21 protein-coding genes and 1 tRNA gene are annotated in these 21435 nt (G+C 33.8%); 12 read left to right on the top strand and 10 right to left on the bottom strand.

The features are described from left to right. Positions 1 to 20 precede the first annotated feature (20 nt). Positions 21 to 599, top strand: coding sequence for a hypothetical protein (locus tag AC07XU_RS16220; RefSeq protein ID WP_494944683.1), 579 nt, complete (start codon positions 21 to 23; stop codon positions 597 to 599). A 114-nt stretch (positions 600 to 713) separates the two neighbouring features. On the opposite strand, the gene AC07XU_RS16215 is transcribed toward AC07XU_RS16220, so the two are convergent. The 4 genes from AC07XU_RS16215 to AC07XU_RS16200 form a co-directional block, all read right to left on the bottom strand. After that, a tRNA-Leu gene (locus AC07XU_RS16215) sits at positions 714 to 797 on the bottom strand. Between the two features lie 18 nt (positions 798 to 815). Beyond that, the gene (locus AC07XU_RS16210; protein WP_494944682.1) at positions 816 to 1580 is read right to left on the bottom strand and encodes an MBL fold metallo-hydrolase; all 765 of its coding nucleotides are present in this window, start codon (positions 1578 to 1580) and stop codon (positions 816 to 818) included. Positions 1581 to 1715: 135 nt separating this feature from the next. Then, complete coding sequence (gene lolA1 / locus AC07XU_RS16205) at positions 1716 to 2366, bottom strand: outer membrane lipoprotein periplasmic chaperone LolA1 (RefSeq protein WP_494944681.1); 651 nt, start codon at positions 2364 to 2366, stop codon at positions 1716 to 1718. 35 nt (positions 2367 to 2401) lie between these two features. Then, positions 2402 to 4975 (bottom strand): FtsK/SpoIIIE family DNA translocase, encoded by a 2574-nt coding sequence (locus AC07XU_RS16200; protein ID WP_494944680.1) that lies wholly within the window; start codon positions 4973 to 4975, stop codon positions 2402 to 2404. A 561-nt stretch (positions 4976 to 5536) separates the two neighbouring features. Between AC07XU_RS16200 and AC07XU_RS16195 the strand changes: the two genes are divergently transcribed. Then, positions 5537 to 6193: an ankyrin repeat domain-containing protein gene (locus AC07XU_RS16195; protein WP_494944679.1), complete on the top strand. Its 657-nt coding sequence runs from the start codon at positions 5537 to 5539 to the stop codon at positions 6191 to 6193. A 79-nt stretch (positions 6194 to 6272) separates the two neighbouring features. On the opposite strand, the gene AC07XU_RS16190 is transcribed toward AC07XU_RS16195, so the two are convergent. The 4 genes from AC07XU_RS16190 to pyrF form a co-directional block, all read right to left on the bottom strand. Continuing rightward, a complete protein-coding gene (locus tag AC07XU_RS16190) occupies positions 6273 to 6494 on the bottom strand; it encodes a PspC domain-containing protein (protein WP_136876389.1) in 222 nt (73 codons plus the stop codon). Between the two features lie 3 nt (positions 6495 to 6497). Then, entirely contained in the window at positions 6498 to 7778 is a 1281-nt protein-coding gene (locus AC07XU_RS16185) for a DUF2851 family protein (RefSeq protein ID WP_494944678.1), read from the bottom strand. Positions 7779 to 8139: 361 nt separating this feature from the next. Further along, positions 8140 to 9045 (bottom strand): DMT family transporter, encoded by a 906-nt coding sequence (locus AC07XU_RS16180; protein WP_494944677.1) that lies wholly within the window; start codon positions 9043 to 9045, stop codon positions 8140 to 8142. Next, positions 9042 to 9872, bottom strand: a complete 831-nt coding sequence (pyrF, locus tag AC07XU_RS16175; RefSeq protein ID WP_494944676.1) for an orotidine-5'-phosphate decarboxylase — start codon at positions 9870 to 9872, stop codon at positions 9042 to 9044. The genes AC07XU_RS16180 and pyrF overlap by 4 nt, the downstream gene beginning before the upstream one ends. A gap of 268 nt (positions 9873 to 10140) precedes the next feature. Here pyrF and rho point away from each other — a divergent pair, with 268 nt between their 5' ends. Both rho and pssA read left to right on the top strand, forming a co-directional pair. Continuing rightward, on the top strand, positions 10141 to 11937 hold the full coding sequence (gene rho / locus AC07XU_RS16170) for a transcription termination factor Rho (RefSeq protein ID WP_494944675.1): 1797 nt from the start codon (positions 10141 to 10143) through the stop codon (positions 11935 to 11937). Between the two features lie 89 nt (positions 11938 to 12026). Further along, positions 12027 to 12707: a CDP-diacylglycerol--serine O-phosphatidyltransferase gene (pssA, locus tag AC07XU_RS16165; RefSeq protein ID WP_494944674.1), complete on the top strand. Its 681-nt coding sequence runs from the start codon at positions 12027 to 12029 to the stop codon at positions 12705 to 12707. Positions 12708 to 12781: 74 nt separating this feature from the next. Here the strand turns inward: pssA and AC07XU_RS16160 are convergent, their stop codons facing one another. Then, on the bottom strand, positions 12782 to 13159 hold the full coding sequence (locus AC07XU_RS16160) for an Hpt domain-containing protein (RefSeq protein ID WP_494944673.1): 378 nt from the start codon (positions 13157 to 13159) through the stop codon (positions 12782 to 12784). 19 nt (positions 13160 to 13178) lie between these two features. Beyond that, the gene (gene folK, locus AC07XU_RS16155; RefSeq protein WP_494944672.1) at positions 13179 to 13673 is read right to left on the bottom strand and encodes a 2-amino-4-hydroxy-6-hydroxymethyldihydropteridine diphosphokinase; all 495 of its coding nucleotides are present in this window, start codon (positions 13671 to 13673) and stop codon (positions 13179 to 13181) included. A 117-nt stretch (positions 13674 to 13790) separates the two neighbouring features. Here folK and sppA point away from each other — a divergent pair, with 117 nt between their 5' ends. Genes sppA through AC07XU_RS16115 form a run of 8 tightly spaced genes read left to right on the top strand, consistent with a single transcriptional unit; the run spans position 13791 to position 21358 of the window. Further along, on the top strand, positions 13791 to 15560 hold the full coding sequence (gene sppA / locus AC07XU_RS16150) for a signal peptide peptidase SppA (RefSeq protein ID WP_494944671.1): 1770 nt from the start codon (positions 13791 to 13793) through the stop codon (positions 15558 to 15560). Positions 15561 to 15620: 60 nt separating this feature from the next. Next, positions 15621 to 17300, top strand: a complete 1680-nt coding sequence (locus tag AC07XU_RS16145) for a helix-hairpin-helix domain-containing protein (RefSeq protein ID WP_494944670.1) — start codon at positions 15621 to 15623, stop codon at positions 17298 to 17300. Between the two features lie 40 nt (positions 17301 to 17340). After that, the gene (rfaE1, locus tag AC07XU_RS16140; protein WP_494944669.1) at positions 17341 to 18327 is read left to right on the top strand and encodes a D-glycero-beta-D-manno-heptose-7-phosphate kinase; all 987 of its coding nucleotides are present in this window, start codon (positions 17341 to 17343) and stop codon (positions 18325 to 18327) included. A 2-nt stretch (positions 18328 to 18329) separates the two neighbouring features. Further along, on the top strand, positions 18330 to 18884 hold the full coding sequence (gene gmhA / locus AC07XU_RS16135) for a D-sedoheptulose 7-phosphate isomerase (RefSeq protein ID WP_494944668.1): 555 nt from the start codon (positions 18330 to 18332) through the stop codon (positions 18882 to 18884). A gap of 4 nt (positions 18885 to 18888) precedes the next feature. Continuing rightward, on the top strand, positions 18889 to 19383 hold the full coding sequence (gene rfaE2, locus AC07XU_RS16130) for a D-glycero-beta-D-manno-heptose 1-phosphate adenylyltransferase (RefSeq protein WP_494944667.1): 495 nt from the start codon (positions 18889 to 18891) through the stop codon (positions 19381 to 19383). A gap of 16 nt (positions 19384 to 19399) precedes the next feature. Further along, complete coding sequence (locus AC07XU_RS16125; RefSeq protein WP_494944666.1) at positions 19400 to 20383, top strand: glycosyltransferase family 9 protein; 984 nt, start codon at positions 19400 to 19402, stop codon at positions 20381 to 20383. Positions 20384 to 20385: 2 nt separating this feature from the next. Next, positions 20386 to 20880, top strand: a complete 495-nt coding sequence (locus AC07XU_RS16120; protein ID WP_494944665.1) for a SixA phosphatase family protein — start codon at positions 20386 to 20388, stop codon at positions 20878 to 20880. After that, complete coding sequence (locus AC07XU_RS16115; RefSeq protein WP_494944664.1) at positions 20852 to 21358, top strand: MepB family protein; 507 nt, start codon at positions 20852 to 20854, stop codon at positions 21356 to 21358. The genes AC07XU_RS16120 and AC07XU_RS16115 overlap by 29 nt, the downstream gene beginning before the upstream one ends. Positions 21359 to 21435: the final 77 nt, after the last annotated feature.

Here is a 21435-nt window from a genome sequence, read left to right as displayed (position 1 = left end):
AAATATGATAAATTCATTTTATGAAAATCTTCATCATTCTTATGTTTCTGCCATTTGCAGTTTTTGCACAAGCCGATAAAATTAAAGATAAACTATCATATGGAGTTTTGGATAGCGTTTATGGAACATCCATTGTAATCAAATACAGTACTGTAATTTTTGAAAAAAAATATAGCTCTAAACTAACGCAAAAAACCTTAAGAGATGGATTAGAGATTTTTCTTAAATCGCTGCCTAATTTTAAATTTTTAGACTCGAATTTACAAAGTTTTGATAAAATTAGAGGGGACCTTACAAATTTCATGATAGATTTTAGACTTTACGGAGGATCAAACCTAGGTACGGCATTAATTTTTAATCACCCCTTATCTGCCAATGTTTTTATTCTTGTTAACGATTACAGTTATACCGTTACCATTTCTAACATCACATTTAATAAGGTTAAAGTACTTAAAGATTATATTGGTGGTGATTATAAATTTGATGACTACCTAACTACAGACTATTGCACGAAAATTAAAAATGGCAAGCAGTATATAAAATCTGCTAAATATGTTGATCAGAGTTTTTCTCGTTATTTTTTATTTGTCAATGATTAAAAACCCCAATTGAGCTCTATTTTTTGCTCCAGGTTTTTAAAAAACATAGCTTGATATGCATGTTACAGGTAAGTTTATAAATATTAGAACCTTTTAAGATGAAAAGGTTTTTTGTACCCAAGAGGAGATTCGAACTCCCACACCCTTAAGGGCGCCAGCCCCTCAAGCTGGTGCGTCTACCAATTTCGCCACCTGGGTAGGTGTGCTACAAATATATCAATCTACTTCAAAACTTAAACCATCAAATGCCAATTTAATGTTTGCAGGCAATTCTTTTTCAATATCCGCATGTAAACCTAAATTATGGCTCATGTGGGTAAAATAAGTGGTATCAGCTCCTACGGTATTCGCAAATTCAATGGCTTCTGCTAAAGTAAAATGAGAAATATGATCTTCCTTTTGCAAGGCATTAATTACCAACACTTTGCTACCTTTTATCTTTGCCAAAGATGCTTCAGAAATTGTTTTTGCATCAGTAATGTAAGTAAAATCACCAATTCGGTAACCTTTAATAGGTAGTTTATAGTGCATCACATCTATTGGCGTAACTAAATTACCCTTCACCTCGAAAGGCTCATCTCCAACAGTATATAAGTTGATTAATGGCAATCCATGATATTTTACATCAGAGAAAATATAAGAAAATTCTCTTTTTAAAGCCTCTTGTACACGGGTATCTGCGTAAATATCAATGTGTTTTTTAAGGATATAGTTAAATGGCCTAATGTCATCTAAACCAGCAACATGATCCTTGTGCTCATGCGTATACAAAATCGCATCCAAATCCATCACACCAGCTCTTAACATCTGATACCTAAAATCCGGACCACTATCTATTACAATGGTGGTTTCGCCCATTTCCAAAAGCAAAGAAACCCTTAAACGTTTATCTTTATGATCTGCAGATTTACACACAGCGCAACCACATCCAATTACCGGAATGCCCTGAGATGTACCTGTACCTAAAAAAGTGATTTTCAAAATTTATAATAATAAGATGCTTCGATAAGCTCAGCATAACAATTGAATGCAGAGCAATTATACTTAAAAAACCACTAAAACAGAAAAGGTTTGAACAATTTGTCCAAACCTTTTCTCATTTTAATATCAATTTAATTAGCGTAAATCAACCACCTCTACACCAGGGTATTTTTTGGTATCAAAAGCGAAAGTAGTTTCTGGCACTTTTGCATTTGGAGTAAAAGTTTTTACGTTATAAGTATAAGTATTTCCGTTTTTCTCAAAAATAACCACATTAGCAATCTGCTTTAATGCTTTATCAATACTTAAACGAACCTTAAATACATTCTTTTTAGTATCTGTTGGAGATAAATCTATCATTTGGTAAGTTTTTGAACCAACTTTATTTTCTCCTGTATAGATGTATTTAAACCCTTTTTCGTAAATGGTAAAAATTTGAGCCGGATTAATTGCATCACTGCTGTTATCTACATTAGTAATCTGTACTTCCTTATCATTCTTCAAATAAGTCCATTGCACTTTACCATCACTAATCAAATCTTGGTTTGTCATCGCAACTTTATATTTATTAGCATTTGCTTTTACATATAAAGTACCTTGTTGTGTTTCTTTAACTTTTGCTTGTGCATTGTTTAAAGTAAAAGTAAAATCTGTTTTAACAATATTATAAGTACGGTATTTTTTACTTACTTCTGCTAAAATTGCTTTAGCTTTTGCGTCTGTTTGTGCGTTTGCAGTTAAACCTAAAGTGCTTACTACAAATAAGGCTAATATTATCTTTTTCATCTTTAATGTTTAAATTTTCCCTATCAGGATAATAATTATTGTCTCTTGCCTAGGTTATTCAAGAATTGTTCCAAAGCATACTGATCGGGCAATAAAACTTCTCTGGCCTTGCTTCCTTCAAACGGACCAACAACACCTGCTGCCTCTAATTGATCTATAATTCTACCTGCTCTATTATAACCTAGTTTCATTTTACGCTGAATTAATGAGGTTGAGCCTTGCTGATGTGTAACAATCAGCTGCGCTGCTTCTTCAAACAATGGATCTCTGTCATCTGGATCAAAATCTGCCTTATTAGATTCTGCGTTTTCATCAACGTATTCTGGTAACTGATATGCATCAGGATATCCTCTTTGGTTACCAATAAATTCCGAAATTCGATCTACTTCTGGTGTATCAACAAAAGCACACTGTAGCCTTATTAAGTCGCTACCAGTAGAAAGTAGCATATCTCCTCTACCAATCAATTGATCGGCACCACCACTGTCTAAAATTGTTCTCGAATCTATTTTAGACAATACCCTAAACGCCAACCTAGCCGGGAAGTTTGCTTTAATTGTACCCGTAATAATATTTACTGATGGTCTTTGTGTAGCTAAAACCAAGTGAATACCAATCGCACGAGCCAATTGTGCTAATCGGGCAATCGGAGCCTCAACTTCTTTACCAGCTGTCATCATTAAATCGGCAAACTCATCTACTACCAATACAATAAATGGTAAAAAGCGGTGGCCATTATTTGGGTTAAGCTTACGCTTGATAAATTTATCGTTATACTCCCTTAAATTCCTTACTTGTGCATCTTTCAACAAATCATAACGCTGATCCATCTCAATACACAATGAATTTAAAGTATTTACCACTTTTTTAGTATCTGTGATAATAGCATCAGCTTCGCCTGGTAACTTAGCTAAAAAGTGTCTTTCAATTCTGTTAAATAGCGTAAGCTCAACTTTTTTAGGATCAACCAAAACAAATTTCAGCTGTGCTGGATGTTTTTTAAACAACAACGAAACCAAAATAGCATTTATACCTACCGATTTACCTTGCCCAGTAGCACCTGCCACTAATAAGTGAGGCATTTTAGCCAAATCGGCAATAAACACTTCATTGCTAATCGTTTTACCTAAAGCTATTGGCAAATCCATAGTATTCTGCGACCACTTTTCGGTATTTAAAATACTTCGCATCGATACCATTTCTGGATGTTGGTTTGGTACCTCAATACCAATAGTACCTTTGCCCGGCATAGGTGCAATAATACGAATACCCAAAGCCGCTAAACTTAAAGCAATATCATCTTCTAAGTTTTTAATTTTCGAAATTCTAACACCAGGTGCTGGAATAATCTCGTATAAAGTAACCGTTGGACCAATAGTAGCTTTAATCTTATCAATTTCTATATTGTAATGATTTAAAGTTTCTACAATTTTATTTTTATTAGCTTCTAATTCATCAGCATTAACCGATATTTTATTAGAGCCATAATTTTCTAGCAAATCCAGATTAGGATATTGATAGCCGGATAAATCTAACTTTTCATCATAGTGCCCAAACTGCTCAACCAATCCATCAGCCTTAGCTTCTTCCTCGCTTTTTTCGACGGTAAAGCTTGGTTCTGGTACGACTTCAACTGGCGCAGCAGCAACAGTAACAGTTGGCGTTAACATTACATTAGTAGCCAATGGAGCCGCAATCACATCTTCAACCCTTTCAGTTTTTTCTTCAAATCTGCTTGGTGTTAAAACAATATTCTGTTCTTTTTTAGGTTCGTTTTTATATCTGTCATTAATACTAAACTCAACAGGCCCAGTTGGCTCTTCTTCTACCATCTTATTTTTCGCAGCCTCTTCTCTAATATCATTTACATAATCAGGCACTTCATTGTCTAAAAACACCTCTTTATTTCTCTCCGGAATTTTAAAATCGATGTTATAGGCGATAATTAAAATAGATAAACCTAAAAAAACGATTAGACCACCAACCCCGGCCTGCCCAATTTGAGCAATTAACAATTGATTGGTAAAAAAACCAAATTCACCTTCTACAAAATACGGTTGATCGGAGAAAAAGGAATGAGCAAAGCCAAAAGTTAACGATAGAAACAATAAAAAGAACAAACTATAGCCTAATACTTTTTCTATACCAAAAATTTTAACCTTAAATAACAGGCGGTAACCAATTACAAAAAATACAAATGCAAATAAAAATGAGGCAATGCCAAACCACTCATAAATAAACTGATGAGATAACAAAGCCCCAACTTTTCCCAACCAGTTCTGAATATCTGGTGCATCAATGCCATTACTTTTTAATTCGTTAGTTGTTTTAAATAAATTACTCCAACCACCATTTTTATCAATCACATAGCTCATATCTTCTTGCCATGTAAATAAATAAGAGGTAAAAGCCACTAAAAAATAAAGAGATAGAATTACAAAAAACAGACCTATTATTTTAATTAGTCTCCCGTTTTGAAAATCTAAAGTGGGTAAAATATCAACTTTTGCCCGGGGTGCTCTATTGGTAGTTTGCTTTTGCCCTCCTCTTGATGGCTCAGCTTCCTGTTTAAATGAATTTGACTTAAATGAATTCCCCTTTACCGGCATTTGACGTAATTATAATTAATCAACAAATATAAAATATATACTTGTTTGTGTTGTATAAACGATTACGATTTAAAGAAATTATTTTTTAAATAAAAGCATTGATGAAAACTTTTAACTTATGGTTATTAAACTTTCGCAGTAAAATACAGTCTTACATTTCGAAGCTGGATAAGAGTTTATTTAGATAGTTTTGTTTTAGGTTAATCCTGCTCCATTTTTATTGGGCAGGATTTTTTTTTGAAAAGCAAATTCCTTTTCTATCGCTTCCGAAAGTCCTGCTTTCGCTACAATTCCCGAAAAAAAATCGGGATATTTTCGCTTTATCAGGTTTAGTTTACGCAGGTTTGTACAATACACAAAGGTTGCAGATTGCAAAATCAACATTAAGAAATTAAGGTAATTAAGCCTTTATTTTGCTTAATGCCTTAATGTTAAAACAAAGGCAGTTTCAGTCCTTTAATTAAAAAGGGTTAATTTTTAAAAACTAATTCCACAGCTTTGATTAGCACAATCTCAAATAATTTTTGTTAATTTAAGCGTTAGATTTATTAAGGCGCTAAAATGGACATCTCGCAGCTCGAATCACTCATCGAAAATGATCAACTTGATCAGGTAATTGCATTATTATCTCAAAAGCCTGAGTTAGCTAAGCAAACAACCTCTCATCAAATATCACCTATTCTGTTGGCTTGTTATTACAAAAAGCCAGAAATTGCAAAAGCAATTGCAGAGTTTGTACCCGAACTAAATTTATTTGATGCTTGTGCAGTTGGTAAATTTGATGATGTTACACTACTGTTATTTAAGAACCCAGCTTCTGTTAACCAATTTTCTATAGATGGTTTTACACCTTTAGGCTTAGCATGCTACTTTGGCCATGAAGAAATTGCTCGTTTTTTAGTATTAAAAGGTGCCGAGGTTAATGTAGCAAGCAAAAATGGGTACAATGTTTTTCCAATTCATTCTGCTGTTGCGGCAAACAACTATAACATTACCAAAATGCTGTTAGATGCAGGTGCTTATCCAAATGTTTGTCAAAAATCTGGCGTTGCGCCATTACATTCTGCAGCTCAATTGGGTAATATAGAATTGATTATTTTATTGTTAGAACACGGTGCAGAAGTTACTTTAAGAATGGAGGGTGGTAAACTACCTGCCGACTTAGCTGCTGAAAAAGGCTTTACAGAAATTGCCGAAATTTTAATGCCTGATGATTAAAAGAGTATCAAGTAGCGAGTATCAAGTAGCGAGTATCAAGTATCAAGACTTTTAAGTCGTTAGAGCCTTTAAGTTTTGTTCAAATATCCCAAACTCTTAGCCTTACTTTTTTCATATAAGTCCTAATATCTAAAACTATAGCTGCTAAAAAGTAAAATAGAATAGGAAAACCTACTGCCAAAAAAGATGAATAAATAAAGAACAAACGTACTTTACTTGTCCTCATATTAAACTTATTAGCCAAATATGCCGAAACGCCAAAGCTTTGTTGTTCGAAAAAGGTAACAATACGTTGAAACATTTTTTACTGCTTTAATAGTTTAATTCCAATACCACAAGATAAGCATTTTTTTTCATTACAATATTTCTTTTTTAATTGTAAAATGCCTTGCGAATAAAATGCATTTTTTACTTTAACACCAGCATCTTGATATTGTTTAATAAGTGCATTGTTTTCTGCGGTAATATTTTCTAACAAATAAAAACTTCTCGTTACAAAATTTTCCTGACCTAAAGCTTTACCATAAGCAAACAAAAATAGGCTAATTGTATTAATTATAATGCTCTGAATAGATTTTTGACCTAATTGTAAGGCAACATTTTCTGCCTTTTTATTAAAATGATAATGTGTTTGCCAATAAGGGTTTACTGGTAAATTCTCAAAAAGTATTTGTGCATTTCTGTAATCTTTCATTACCAAAATTTTTGAGAAAAGATGATTTGAATTCACAATTAATGCAGCAAATTGAGCTAATCTTAAGGTTGGGAAGTTTTGTGGACGCATTCTAAGAAACTTCCAAAGTGAAACATCGATTGGTTTTAAACCATATTTCTTTTGCAAAAACTGATACTCGCTTTTCAATTGGTTGGGATATTCATCGTCAAAAGTTTGGTTTAAAAAACCTGCTTGACCGAAAATTAATGCTTCTATTTGCAGCGGATTATCTATGTGTTTAGCAAATAATTGCTGAGGCAGCGATTGTGCCAACATCTCCATTGGGGTAGCATTAACTTTAAAACCAAAATTGCGAGCCATAAAATGATAAAATGTTTCATCCCAGTCTCCTTTTAGTTCCTTTAGTTTTTGGTAAACTTCTGCAGATTTCTGTTCAAAACGCTCTACGAATACCCGTGCTAAAAATCCATCAATTAAAAATTCATCTACCAAGTTAATTTGTTTTTCGCATGGAAAATTATTCGCCGAACTTATGAGCTGCTGATAGTTAGCTAACAAATGAACTGGAAAAAGATCTTTCAAAATTAAGACTGGCAATATGGTACCATCTTGCCGATAAATTGGTTCATTATCTTCATAAACAACATGCAAAATAACATTCTCATATGCCATATCTTTTTGATGGTTATGCAAATGCCAATCTGAAGATTTGATGTGAATTTCTACATTACCTACCCAAGTAGTGCCGCCAATAATTAATTTAGCTTTAGTAAAATCTGGACCAGCATTTGTGTTTAACGCACCTTGTTGCAAAACTTCTACTAATTCTCCATTTGTAGTAAAAAGTTTTTGTGCGCCATACAAGCGAAACTGCCAAATGAAATGCAAAAATTCTTCTGAGAAGTTCATAGCTGAATTTATGCAATAATTAGCTGAAAAATAAATGTTTAAGAAAATTTAACCTAAAGTTATTGTGATTAAATTATAAGTAAAATTAGATTTGTTTAATATCTAAAAAGGTCGTCACCCTGAATTCATTTCAGGGTCTAAATTACAATTAAACAGCAATAAAGATGCTGAAATAAATTCAGCATGACGCGATGTTTTGGATCCGTAAAGTATCCTCAAGAACCACTAACTTCAAAAAATAAGCCCGATTGTAACGAAAAAACAAATTCTTTTCCAATGAAATTGGATGAAAAAGAATTTGTTTTGCAGAGAAAAGCGGGGCTACATTAGCCAAGTACTACTAACAGTCGCTTTCTAAAATTTAAGATACTACTTTTTGTTTGCCTTTGTAATTGGTGATAAAAACGCCAGTAATAATTAAAACTGTGGCAATTAACAAATCGTAAGTTATCACTTCATCTAAAATTAACCAACCTAAAAATATGGCTATAACGGTATTAAAGTAAGATAATATGGAAACCTTTGTTGCAGAAACCTTTTTTAGCGCATAGAGGTAGCAAAAATAACCTACAATTGAACCGAAAACGCCAAGATAAACAACTGCCAACAAGCTTTGTAAACTCCAATTATTTGGCTCTATTTTTTGCGAAAAAACGAAAGCAAAAATTAATTGTACAACTGCCGAAAAAGCGAATTGATAAAACAAATCGAGAATGATATTTGAGCTTTGTGTTGTATATTTTTTGGTGTAAATTGTACCTGTTGCCCAGCCCATTATGGCAATTGATAAATAAATGATCCCAACTTTATAATTAGGATCTAGCAAATCGTTTAAGCCATCTCTAAAAATAAATGCTACTCCTAAAAAGCCAATAAAAACACCAATTACACCCTTTAAAGTTAGCTTTTGCAGTCCAATAATTACACACCCAATAAAAACTACTATCGGATTTAGTGCATTTAGTAATGAGGTTAAACCACTCGGAATACTCTGTTCGGCAACGGTTGTCATGCCATTAGCAATAATAATCATTAATGAAGAAAGCAACATTTGTCTTCTTAAATGCGCCCAACTTACCCACTTTAATTGGTTTTGTTTTAGTAAAATAACCAGTAAAATTAAAGTAGCAATACCTTGGCGCATGGCAGTTACAAACCACGGCGGTATGGTGTGTACAGCTATTCTAATGCCCAAATAAGTTGTACCCCAAACAATGGCAACTGCTAATAAAGCTCCTATTAACTTAAAATCGGTTTTGGGGCTCATACTAATTTAGCGGCAACTAAAATTTGCTCCATTTCTTGTTGTAAAGCCAAAGCTTCTTCACGTGCTTTTTCGGCAAAATCTAAACCATTGCTGGCGTAAATTATACTTCTGGCAGCATTTACCAACAAACCACATTTCGAATTTAAACCATATCGGCAAACAGCACTTAAACTGCCACCTTGAGCACCAACACCAGGCACCAATAAAAAATGTTCTGGCGCCAACTGGCGGATATTTTGAAATTCCTCTGCCTTAGTTGCTCCAACAACATACATCATTTGATCACTGCTGCCCCAATTTTGAGAAGTTTTAATTACTTGCTCATATAATTTCTGATCGTCGCTTTGCTTAACTTGAAAATCTTGACTGCCTTCATTAGAAGTTAAGGCCAAAAGAATTACCCATTTATTAGGATGGTTTAAAAAAGGAGCTACTGAATCTTTACCCATGTAAGGCGCAACAGTTATAGAATCAAAGCTCATTTCTGAATTTTCTTCATTAAAAAAAGCTTGTGCGTACATGGCCGATGTGTTTCCAATATCACCACGTTTGGCATCGGCAATTGTAAACACATTTTCAGGAAAATGTTTCCAGGTATCTACCAAAGTTTGCCAGCCTTTAACACCCCTACTTTCGTAAAATGCGGTATTAGGTTTATAGGCCACACATAAATCATGCGTTGCATCTATTAACTGCTTGTTAAACTCTAAAATTGGATCGTTATATTTTAAAAGATGCTTTGGTAACTTATCTAAAACCGGATCGAGCCCAATACATAAAAATGATTTTTTCTGTTGTATTTGCCCAAAAAGTTGTTCCTTATTCATATTATGCACGAAATGATGCGCAAAGATGCCAAAATTAGCTGGTTTTTGGTAAGGCGATGTTTGCACAAAATGATTTTTTTTTAAACAATTTTCGATTTTAGTTGCTTATTAATTTTCAAATACATACAATTGTGCCATAATTCCCGAATGTTTATCTGAATATCCCAGAAAAATCTCAGCCATTTTACTTATTTTAAATGTTGCCAAAGCATTTTTTAGTTATATTTTTTGATAAGCTCAATTTAAAATTTCTCGACAATACACATAAATGTTTAATAAAACAGAATTAACTGAAAAGCTTACCGCAGAATTACGTGAGTTAGCAAAAAATGAAGGTATCGCAAATGCAGATGATCTGCGCAAAACAGACCTGATTGAACAGATATTGAAACAGCAAACTGGCAAAAGTGAAGTTGCAGATGCTAAGCCAGCAACTACCAAAACTAAGGTTGCTAAAGAAACTAGCGATAAACCTTTGGCTAAAAAGCGTGCTCGAATTAGTAAAGACGACAAACCACAACCAGCGCAGCCTGAGCGTGATAGAGTTACTTTGTTTGATGAGCCACAAACACGCTTACCAGAACCTGAAGAAACAAAAACTGAAAGCGTAGAAGTTGAGCCTCCGGTAGTTACCTTACCTCCAGATTTTGTAAGCGACCCAGAAAAAATGGAGACGATTGCTGAAAAATTACAAAACCAGGCTAACAAACCTGCAAATACTAATCAGCCGAACCAAAAAAGAGATCGTTTACCAAAAGAAGCAAGACCAGTTAAAGAAGCTAAACCTGCTGTTGTAAACGAAGAAAAATTAGCGAAGGAAGAAAAGCCAGCTAGAGAAGAACGAGTACCAAGAGAAGAAAACAATAACCGCCCGCAAAAGGGACAAAATAACCCTAACCAAAACGGTGGTAACCATAAACAAAACGAAACAAGCTATTCTAACTTAGATTTCGACAATACCATTACCAATGAAGGTGTGCTAGAGATTATGCCTGATGGATATGGTTTTTTACGTTCTGCAGATTACAACTATTTATCTTCACCAGATGATATTTATGTTTCACAATCGCAGATTAAATTATTCGGCTTAAAAACCGGTGATACCGTAAACGGAAGTATCCGTCCGCCAAAAGAAGGCGAAAAATATTTCCCTTTGGTAAAAGTAGTAAGCATAAATGGCCGTATACCAGCAGATGTACGTGACCGTGTGCCTTTTGATTACCTCACCCCTCTTTTCCCAACAGAAAAACTAAATTTATTTACCGATAGCAGCAACTACTCTACCCGTATAATGGATCTTTTTACTCCGATAGGTAAAGGTCAGCGTGGTTTAATTGTTGCACAACCAAAAACTGGTAAAACCAATTTACTAAAAGAAGTTGCTAATGCGATTGCAAAAAACCACCCAGAAGTTTATTTGATCATTTTATTGATTGATGAAAGACCTGAGGAGGTTACTGATATGGCACGTAGCGTAAGAGCAGAAGTAATTGCTTCTACTTTTGATGAGCCAGCAGAGCGCCACGTGAAAATTGCCAATATTGTACTTGAAAAATCTAAACGTTTGGTAGAATGTGGTCATGATGTGGTTATCCTTTTAGATTCGATTACACGTTTGGCTAGAGCTTACAATACAACTGCACCAGCATCAGGTAAAATTTTATCAGGTGGTGTTGATGCTAACGCATTGCACAAACCAAAGCGTTTCTTTGGTGCTGCTCGTAACATTGAAAAAGGCGGATCATTAACAATTTTAGCTACTGCATTAACCGATACAGGCTCTAAAATGGATGAAGTAATTTTCGAAGAGTTTAAAGGTACAGGTAACATGGAGTTACAATTGGATCGTAAATTATCTAACAAACGTATTTTCCCTGCTATTGATATCACCGCTTCAAGTACACGTAGAGACGATTTATTGTTAGATAGAGAAAATCTACAACGCATTTGGGTATTGCGTAATCACTTGGCAGATATGAACTCCCAAGAAGCTATGGAATTGGTACAAGCTCAAATTAAGGGCACCAAAACCAATGAAGAGTTTTTATTGGGAATGAACGGATAAAGTATTGAAAAGTTGGAAGGTTGAAACATTGGTTTTTGTTCAAATGCCTAACTTTACAACATTCCAACTTTTCAACCTTATAACTCAACATGAAAAAAAACATTCCTAATGCTATTACATGTGCCAACCTATTTTCTGGTTGTATTGGAGTAGTTTTTGCTTTTAAGGGCGAGCTAGAAATCGCAGCCTATTTTGTTTTACTTTCGGGATTATTCGATTTTTTTGATGGCATGGTTGCCCGTTTGCTTAACGTGAAATCTGAAATTGGAAAACAATTAGATTCATTAGCAGACATGGTGAGCTTTGGTTTTTTACCAGGAGTTGTCATGTTTCAACTGTTAAAGATGAGCGATAATGGTTCTGAGTATTTATCTTACCTAGGATTTTTCATTACCATATTTTCGGCATTACGTTTAGCCAAGTTTAATATTGATGAAAGGCAAACAGAAGATTTTATTGGTTTAAATACACCGATGAATACGCTTTTTATTGTCTCACTGCCATTTATTGCACATGATTACCCAGCGATAATAAATTCATCGATAGCATTAATTGCTATTGTTGCCATTACATGTTATTTATTGGTAAGTGAAATAAAGATTTTTTCTTTTAAACTGAGTGATACTAGCTGGGCGAAAAACAAATACAAGTTCGTTTTTCTTATAATATCATTAATATTGATAGGGTTCTTGAAGTTTGTTGCTATTCCTTTTATATTGATTTTATATATCAGTTTATCAATATTACACTTCAGAAGCATTAAGCAATAGACAAATTTTAAATTCTGGAAATATACATTTTGCATAAACGGCGCAAAGAAGTTTCCTTTAGGGAATTTTGTGGTTTAAAGTTTAGCTCGTAAAAGCACTTTCGCATCTTCTAATTGCTGATACAAGATTGGAACAAAATCTTTAACAACGCCAAATGCTGTTGGTATGCCATCAATCTCCTTCAATTCTCTAGCATTTCGCTCAATTTCTTGCATATGATCTCTCACATCCTCCCTACCGATATAATAAAAAGTAGGTTTCATTTTATGCGCACATTCAGAGGTAGCTTTCCAGTTTTCTGCTAAAATAGCTTGCTCTAAATCATCCATATAAATCGGTGTTTGTTTCTGAAAAGCATCTAACATCTCTAGCATAAACTCTGCACTATCGCCAGACATATCACGCAGATAAGATAAATCTAGTGGTTCGTTATTTTTATTCTTGTCTATCATTATTTTCAAATCTAACAAATTATCTCTTTTCTACAGCCAATGGATCGCATAATGTTTTTAACATTTGCAATACACTAAGGTTAAATATTGGATGGATAAAATTTGGAGCTATTTCGGCCAATGGTTCTAAAACAAATTTTCTATTTTGCATCTCGGGATGAGGAATGATAAGTTTATCCTCTTCATTTACGATTTGGTTTTCATAAAAAATAATATCTATGTCAATCATCCTAGCACCCCATTTCTCATGTCTAACTCTACCTAATTCGGCTTCAATGTTTAGTACACTTTCAAGCAACTGAATTGGAGTTAAGTGGGTTTCGATAGCAACTGCTAAATTTAAAAAGCCAGGTTGGTCGATTTTGCCCCAAGCCTCGGTTTCATAAATCGATGATTTTAAATAAATAAACCCTGCTTTTTCATTTATCGCATCAATTGCACTACTTAAAAACTGTTCTCTATTACCCAAATTGCTACCAAGTAACAAATAAGCCTTACTTAGGTCTAAACCCATATCTATTCTTTAATTATTAGCCAATATATAACCTTATTTTATCTAAAAGGCGATGTAAATTTACTATTAGATGCCATTCAGTTTTATATCTTTACAAATTAAATATTTACACTTCATATGAAAGAATTTTTCAAATATGTTTTCGCAACAGTTGTTGGTGTTGTTATCTCCACATTTGTTATTGCCATTTTATTCTTTGTAATTATTGTTGGTTCAATAGCCTCAATGGGCGACGAAGAAACAGCCGTAGTAAAATCAAATACTGTATTATTTTTAGATTTAGACCAAGCGATTACTGAACGTACTCCTGAAAATTCACTTTCTGGCATCCCTATTTTTGGAAGCTCTAGTGAAAAAAGCATTGGTTTTAATGACTTAGCAAAAGCCTTAAAAAAAGCACAAACAGATGACAATATTGAATGTGTATATATCAATGTGAGTTCTCCAAATGCTGGTATGGCAACAATGCTTGAAGTGAGAAATGCGATTATTGATTTTAAAAAATCGAAAAAACCTGTTATTGCTTATAGTGAGGTTTATACACAAGGAGCTTATTATCTAGCATCAGCAGCTGATAAAGTATATTTAAATCCGCAAGGAGCTTTAGAATTTAAAGGATTTAGCTCTGAATTAATGTTTTTTAAAGGCGCTTTAGATAAATTAGGCATAGAAGCTCAAATTATTCGAGTTGGTAATTATAAAAGTGCAGTTGAGCCGTTCATCAATACTAAAATGAGCGATTACAATAAGCAACAAGTAACTGCTTATGTTTCTGGCTTGTACCAAACATTTTTAAATGGTATATCTGAAACTAGAAAAATTAATAGAGATAGCTTGTTTGCGATAGCTGATAATTATAAAATTAGACAACCAAAAGATGCTTTAACCTATAAAATGATTGATGGATTAAAGTATAAAGATGAAGTATTAGACGAGTTTAGAAATATCACTGGCAAAGACAAAAAGAGTAATTTAAATACAGTTAGCATTAATGATTACGCTAAAAACTTACCTTCTGAAACTTCTTCGGGCAAAAATAAAGTTGCTGTAATTTATGCTAACGGAGATATTGTAGGTGGTGAAGGATCTGATGAGCAAATTGGATCTGAAAGAATTTCAAGAGCTATTAGAAAGGCTAGATTAGATGAAGATGTAAAGGCAATTGTAATACGTGTAAATTCTGGTGGCGGTAGCGCCTTGGCTTCTGATGTAATTTGGAGAGAAGTGGTATTGAGTAAAAAAATAAAACCAGTTATTGCTTCATTTGGTGATGTTGCCGCATCTGGCGGATACTATATTGGTTGTGCTGCCGATAGTATTTTTGTACAACCAAATACCATTACAGGCTCAATTGGCGTATTTGGTATCATCCCTAACTTCCAAAACCTATTAAATAATAAACTAGGTGTTACTTTTGATGGTGTTAAAACTGGCCAATATGCGGATATAATGAGTGTTAATAGACCTTTAACAGCTGGCGAACGTTTTATTATCCAAAATGATGTTAACCATGTTTATGATACTTTTTTAACTAGAGTTGCCGATGGTCGTAAAAAAACTAAGGCTCAAGTAGATAGCGTTGGTGGTGGCCATGTTTGGGTAGGTACAGATGCTGTAAAAATTGGTTTAGCTGATAAACTAGGTAGTTTTGATGATGCCATCAAGTCTGCTGCAAAAAAAGCCAAATTAAAAGATTATAAAGTGGTAGAATATCCAGAAAAAATTGATCCTTTTAAAGCTTTCTTTTCAAATGCTAAAGATAATGTGAGTGTATACTTTACTAAAAAAGAATTTGGCGAGCACTATTTAATGTACAAACAAATGCAAAAAGCAATCACATACTCTGGAATACAAGCTAAAATGGATTACGAAATTAAGATTAAATAACACCAGCCTCTTAAGTTGAGGCAAATCTAAATCGTAAATCTAAAATCGTAAAATCCGCTAATGGAAAATAAACCAATATCACGCACCCTACGTTTGCTTTCGCAGCTAATGGAACTGCATGAAGAGAATCCATTTAAGATAAAATCTGTTGCAAATGCAGCTTTTAAAATAGACAAGCTGCCTTTTGCAATAGCTCAAAAACCCACAGAAGATATTGATAAAATTGATGGCATTGGTAAAAGTATAGCCGCTAAAATTATAGAGCTTTTAGAAACTGGAACAATACAAGAATTAGAAGATATTTTATTAAGAACTCCTCCCGGCATAGTAGAAATGCTCGGTATAAAAGGTATTGGTCCAAAAAAAATCGCAACCATTTGGCATGAGCTGCAAATAGAAAATATTGGTGAGTTATATTATTCATGTAACGAAAACAGGTTAATAGAAGCCAAAGGTTTCGGACTAAAAACACAAGAAGAGATTAAAAGGATTATTGAGTTTAAAATGGCCGCCAATGGTAAGTTTTTGTATGCGCATAGCGAGCCGATTGTTAATCAGATTTACAGCAATTTAGCGGTTTGGTTAAACAAAGTTGATGACCACGCTTTGCTTGGGATAGCTGGCGATTTTAGAAGATTAAATGAGATTATTGAGGAAGCTGTTTATATCATTGGTACTGATGATATTGAAACTGTCAGTAATCAACTGTTAAGTTTTGAGCATTTGTCTTTCAAAAATATCGATCAGCATACATTCTCAGGGCACACAGAAAGCGGTTTACAAGTAAGGGCTATTTTGGTTAGTAAAGAAAACTTTTACCTACAATATTTTAAACTTACAGGCAGCGAAAAACATGTTGTTGAAGTTTTAGCACTAGCAGGCGAAGGATCTTTTATAAGCGAAGAAGAAATTTACAGCAAAGCTGGATTAGATTTTATTTTACCAGAATTGCGTGAAGGTTTAGACGAAATTGAATTGGCTAAGAATCATCAATTGCCAAATCTAATTAAACTAGAAGATTTAAAAGGAAGTTTGCATAACCACTCTGATTGGAGTGATGGTGTACACACTTTAGAAGAAATGGCTTTGTTTTGTAAAAACGATTTGAAGCTTGAGTATTTAGGTATTTGCGATCACTCAAAATCTGCATTTTATGCTAAAGGATTATATGAACAACGCGTTTATGCTCAGCACCAAGAAATTGACGAACTAAATACAAAGCTTGCTCCATTTAAAATATTTAAAGGTATAGAAAGCGATATTTTATATGATGGGTCATTAGATTACAGCAATGATATTCTAAAAACATTCGATTTTGTGGTTGCTTCGGTTCATAGTCAGCTAAAAATGACTGAGGAAAAAGCAACCTCTAGGCTTATCAAAGCAATAGAAAACCCTTATACAACTATTTTAGGTCATCCAACGGGAAGATTACTGCTTACACGAAAAGGATATGACATCGATTTTAAGAAAATAATAGATGCTTGTGCGGCAAATAAAGTAGTGATAGAAATTAATGCTAATCCGCTTCGCTTGGATTTAGATTGGCGTTGGCATCGCTATGCTCTAGATAAAGGTGTTTTGTTATCTATCAATCCAGATGCGCATAGAAAAGAAGGATTTTATGACATGCGCTTTGGTACTATGGTAGCAAGAAAAGGTGGATTAACATCAGCTAAATGTCTAAATGCATTTTCATTAGCTGAGATTGATACCTACTTTAAATCGAAAAAAGCATAATTAAGCTTATCAAAGCATAAATCGTATATTTGCGCTACACATGAATACGTTAGCAGAAAAATTATTACACTCAAGTTCTGGCAAGCCTGCTCCGCAAATACTTGTTATTGGCGATTTAATGCTTGATCATTATATATTTGGTTCAGCTACTCGCTTATCTCCAGAAGCACCAGTTCCTATTGTAAATGTTAAAAAAGAAACCAAAATTGTAGGTGGTGCGGCAAATGTTGCATGCAATTTAACTTCTCTTAATGCTAATGTTTTTTTAGCCGGAATTGTTGGTAATGACAACTTTGGCGATGAAGTTATCGATATTCTTAAAAGCCATAATATTGATACTTCTCTTATTACAAAAGATAATACACGACAAACAACCATAAAAACACGTGTTGTTGCCGGCAACCATCAAATTGTTAGAATAGACAATGAAGATACCCATCTAATTGATGAAATTCTTGAAAGTCAATTCTTGTCAGATATTTTAGAGGTAATCAAAGTTTCAGATATTATTGTATTATCAGATTACAATAAAGGTTTACTTACACCTTCACTTTGTGAAAAAATTATAACATTTTGTAAGGGGCTAGATAAAAAAGTAATTGTCGATCCGAAAGGGTTAGATTACAGCAAGTACAGCGGTACTTTTATCATCAAACCAAATCGTAAAGAATTAGCAGAGGCAGCAAAAACAGAAAAAATAAGCAACGATATTGATTTATTAGAAGCTGCAAATAAATTATTATTTCAAACAAATGCTAGCTATCTAATTGTTACATTATCAGAAAACGGGATAGCCATTTTTGCAAATGATCATCATCAAATTATACCTGTTGCAGCTACTGAAGTTTTTGATGTTACCGGTGCCGGAGATACAGTAATAGCAACCTTAGCCTATTGCATTGCATTAGGATTAACGGTTGAGGAAGCTGCAACAGTTGCTAATTATGCTGCATCAATTGTGATTAAACATATTGGTAGTGCAACCACAACTACTAAAGAAATTATTGCTGTATTAAAAGCTAATTAAATATGGTATTAGAAGAACTGAATCATCATCAAAATACAATTGCAAAAGTTATTGAGCAGCTAGTTCCAGACATAGAGACGAGTTGTAAAATGATTAATGATACCTTACTAGCAGGTGGTAAAATTTTACTTGCCGGAAATGGTGGAAGCGCTGCCGATGCGCAACATATTGCTGCAGAATTAACTGGCAGATATGTAAAAGAACGCAAAGCTTTACCTGCAATTGCTTTAACTGTAGATACATCTGCCCTAACTGCAATTAGTAACGATTATGGTTATGAAAGCGTGTTTTCAAGACAAATTGAAGCTTTAGCAAACCCCAATGATTTATTTATTGGTATTTCTACCAGTGGTAATAGTGCTAATATTTTAAAATCTTTAGAAAGCGCAAAAGCAATTGGCTGCAAAACTATCGGATTATCTGGAAGAGACGGTGGCAAGATGAACGAACTTTGCGACATTAACATCATCGTACCAGATGACGTTACTGCACGAATTCAAGAAATGCATATTCTCATTGGTCATATATTTTGTAAATCAGTAGACGAACAATACTAAACTAATGGTAGCTAAACAAAATTCAATATCAGAAAAAATTTTCTCCTTGCCAAATTTGTTGTTACAAGTTGATGAATGGAATAAAAACGGCAATAAAATAGTTTTCACAAATGGTTGTTTCGACTTGGTTCATCCAGGTCATCTATCTTATTTATTAGAAGCTGCACATCTTGGAGATAAATTGATAATTGGAGTAAATACAGATAGCTCGGTAAGAAAAATTAAGGGCGAAGAAAGACCAATTAACAACGAAGACAGTAGATTGCAACTTTTGGCAGCTATGTTTTTTGTTGATGCAGTGATCTTGTTTGAAGAAGATACACCAGCTGATTTGATTGAGGCCATAAAGCCAGCTATTTTAGTAAAAGGTGGTGATTATAAAATAGAAGACATTGTTGGTGCAAAAGAAACAATGGAGCGAGGCGGCATAGTAAAAGTTTTAGACTTTTTACCAGGTTACTCATCCACTAAAATCATCCAAAAAATTAAACAGCTTTAATCAAATTGATATTATATTGAAAGAGCCAAGCAAAATCCTTGTCATCAGATTTAGTTCAATCGGAGATATTATCTACACCACTCCTGTTGTACGCTCTTTAAAGAAAAAGTTTCCTAATGCCGAAATTTGCTTTTTAACTAAACCTGCCTTTAAATATCTCTACAAAAACAATCCTTATTTAAGTAAACTGTATTTATTAGAACCTAAACTTTTAGATACGATAAAAGTGATTAAGGAAGAAAAGTTTGATTTAATAGTCGATTTGCATAATAATCTACGTACTTCAATCATTAAAGTGCTAACTCAAATACCTGCTTTAACTTACAAAAAGGAAAGGTTAAAAAAGTGGTTGGCATTAAAGTTAAAGCTCGAAAGCTTCACCCCTAACAAACACCTGGTTAATCGTTATTTGGAAACGGTTAAATCTTTAGGCGTTATAAATGATGGTAAACCGGTAGACTATTTTTTAGAGAAGGAATATCAATTGGATCAATTTTTACCAGTTGATCATCAACTAAACTATGTAGCTTTTATAATTGGAGCTACTCATTTTACTAAAAGATTACCCAACCATAAAATTATAGAGATTTGCAAAGGTATTAAGCAACCAATTGCTTTAGTTGGCGGCAAAGATGTAAAGGCAAATGCTGATTTAATTGCTGAAGCTATCGGCGATAAAATTGTAAATTTATGTGGGGCGATAAATTTAGATGAATCCATTTTTATCCTTTCAAAAGCTGAAAAAGTAGTTGGATTTGATACTGGCTTAACACATATATCTGGTGCTTTTGACAGGCCTTTGGTTTCTATTTGGGGAGGTACTACTCCAGAATTACTGGGCGTACAGCCTTATCATATTTCAAATTCTTATATGGCAAGTGTTGATTTAGACTGCAGACCATGCTCAAAATTCGGATTAGAAAAATGTCCGTTAGGTCATTTCAAATGCATGGAAAACATTAATACTGAACGTATTGTTAACTATGTGAATTTACACTAATTATGAAACAACTTATTATTGTACGCCATGCAAAATCTGATTGGGGAAATCCGGATTTAAGAGACTTTGACAGACCTCTAAATAAAAGAGGTAAAACAAATGCACCTGAAATGGCGCACAGGTTAGTTAAGATCAAAATAAAGCCCCAACTGATTGTGAGTAGTCCGGCTCTAAGAGCACTTACTACAGCTAAGTTTTTTGCAGATACCTGGCAAATGCCATTAGCAGAAATAAAAGAGGAACCTAAAATTTACGAGGCAAACGTAAATACCTTGCTTAAAGTGATTAACAGTCTCGATAACAATTATGATGAAATCGCTATGTTTGGGCATAATCCTGGGTTTACTGATCTGGTAAATTACCTTGATGGTCATATTTATGAAATGCCAACTTGTAGCGTTGCCATTCTAGAATTTCCTTTTGATGATTGGGCAATGATTAGTGAAGGAACAGCAAAAGTTGTATTATTTGATTATCCTAAAAGCGGTGATGATTGAGGGGATTTTACCGAAAATTAATCAACTGTATGATCAATGCGGATTAAGTTTTTCCGAATTTCATAAGGAAAAGGAAAGCGCTCAATATGATGCTTGTACTTTTAAACTAGATGGTAAATTAATTATCTATCGCACTGCGAAAATTACCCCCAACAAAATCGGCCAATTTGTTACTTTTTGGAAAAGAAATGCAAACGGAATTACTGAGCCATTTGACATCAATGATAATTTTGATTTCTTTGTTATCACAACTCTAAAAGAAGAACTTATTGGTCAATTTATTTTCCCTAAATGGATGTTACATGCAAAGGGAGTTATTTCTGGAGAAAATTCAACTGGTAAAAGAGGAATTAGAGTTTATCCATCTTGGGATTTAACCGTCAATAAGCAATCTCAAAAAACACAGCATTGGCAGTTAGCTAATTTTGTAAACTTCGATGATGATAATCCAGCAATGCTGAAAAAACTATTCAAATAAAAAAGAGAAACTTATCGCTAAATTTCTCTCAGATATCTCTCCGAAAAAATCGGAGCAGGCTCTCGCTATGCTACGTT

Source organism: Pedobacter sp. GW456-11-11-14-TSB4 (assembly GCF_059424425.1).
The sequence above is the reverse complement of the archived record's forward strand: the minus strand, read 5'-3'. Positions and strand labels throughout refer to the sequence as shown.

Bases quoted from the DNA above. Each gene is read 5' to 3' on its own strand.
- AC07XU_RS16220 (WP_494944683.1), top strand. From the start codon at position 21: ATGAAAATCTTCATCATTCTTATGTTTCTGCCATTTGCAGTTTTTGCA.
- lolA1 (WP_494944681.1), bottom strand. From the start codon at position 2,366: ATGAAAAAGATAATATTAGCCTTATTTGTAGTAAGCACTTTAGGTTTA.
- AC07XU_RS16200 (WP_494944680.1), bottom strand. From the start codon at position 4,975: ATGCCGGTAAAGGGGAATTCATTTAAGTCAAATTCATTTAAACAGGAA.
- AC07XU_RS16195 (WP_494944679.1), top strand. From the start codon at position 5,537: ATGGACATCTCGCAGCTCGAATCACTCATCGAAAATGATCAACTTGAT.
- AC07XU_RS16190 (WP_136876389.1), bottom strand. From the start codon at position 6,494: ATGTTTCAACGTATTGTTACCTTTTTCGAACAACAAAGCTTTGGCGTT.
- AC07XU_RS16185 (WP_494944678.1), bottom strand. From the start codon at position 7,778: ATGAACTTCTCAGAAGAATTTTTGCATTTCATTTGGCAGTTTCGCTTG.
- AC07XU_RS16180 (WP_494944677.1), bottom strand. From the start codon at position 9,045: ATGAGCCCCAAAACCGATTTTAAGTTAATAGGAGCTTTATTAGCAGTT.
- pyrF (WP_494944676.1), bottom strand. From the start codon at position 9,872: ATGAATAAGGAACAACTTTTTGGGCAAATACAACAGAAAAAATCATTT.
- rho (WP_494944675.1), top strand. From the start codon at position 10,141: ATGTTTAATAAAACAGAATTAACTGAAAAGCTTACCGCAGAATTACGT.
- pssA (WP_494944674.1), top strand. From the start codon at position 12,027: ATGAAAAAAAACATTCCTAATGCTATTACATGTGCCAACCTATTTTCT.
- AC07XU_RS16160 (WP_494944673.1), bottom strand. From the start codon at position 13,159: ATGATAGACAAGAATAAAAATAACGAACCACTAGATTTATCTTATCTG.
- folK (WP_494944672.1), bottom strand. From the start codon at position 13,673: ATGGGTTTAGACCTAAGTAAGGCTTATTTGTTACTTGGTAGCAATTTG.
- sppA (WP_494944671.1), top strand. From the start codon at position 13,791: ATGAAAGAATTTTTCAAATATGTTTTCGCAACAGTTGTTGGTGTTGTT.
- AC07XU_RS16145 (WP_494944670.1), top strand. From the start codon at position 15,621: ATGGAAAATAAACCAATATCACGCACCCTACGTTTGCTTTCGCAGCTA.
- rfaE1 (WP_494944669.1), top strand. From the start codon at position 17,341: ATGAATACGTTAGCAGAAAAATTATTACACTCAAGTTCTGGCAAGCCT.
- gmhA (WP_494944668.1), top strand. From the start codon at position 18,330: ATGGTATTAGAAGAACTGAATCATCATCAAAATACAATTGCAAAAGTT.
- rfaE2 (WP_494944667.1), top strand. From the start codon at position 18,889: ATGGTAGCTAAACAAAATTCAATATCAGAAAAAATTTTCTCCTTGCCA.
- AC07XU_RS16120 (WP_494944665.1), top strand. From the start codon at position 20,386: ATGAAACAACTTATTATTGTACGCCATGCAAAATCTGATTGGGGAAAT.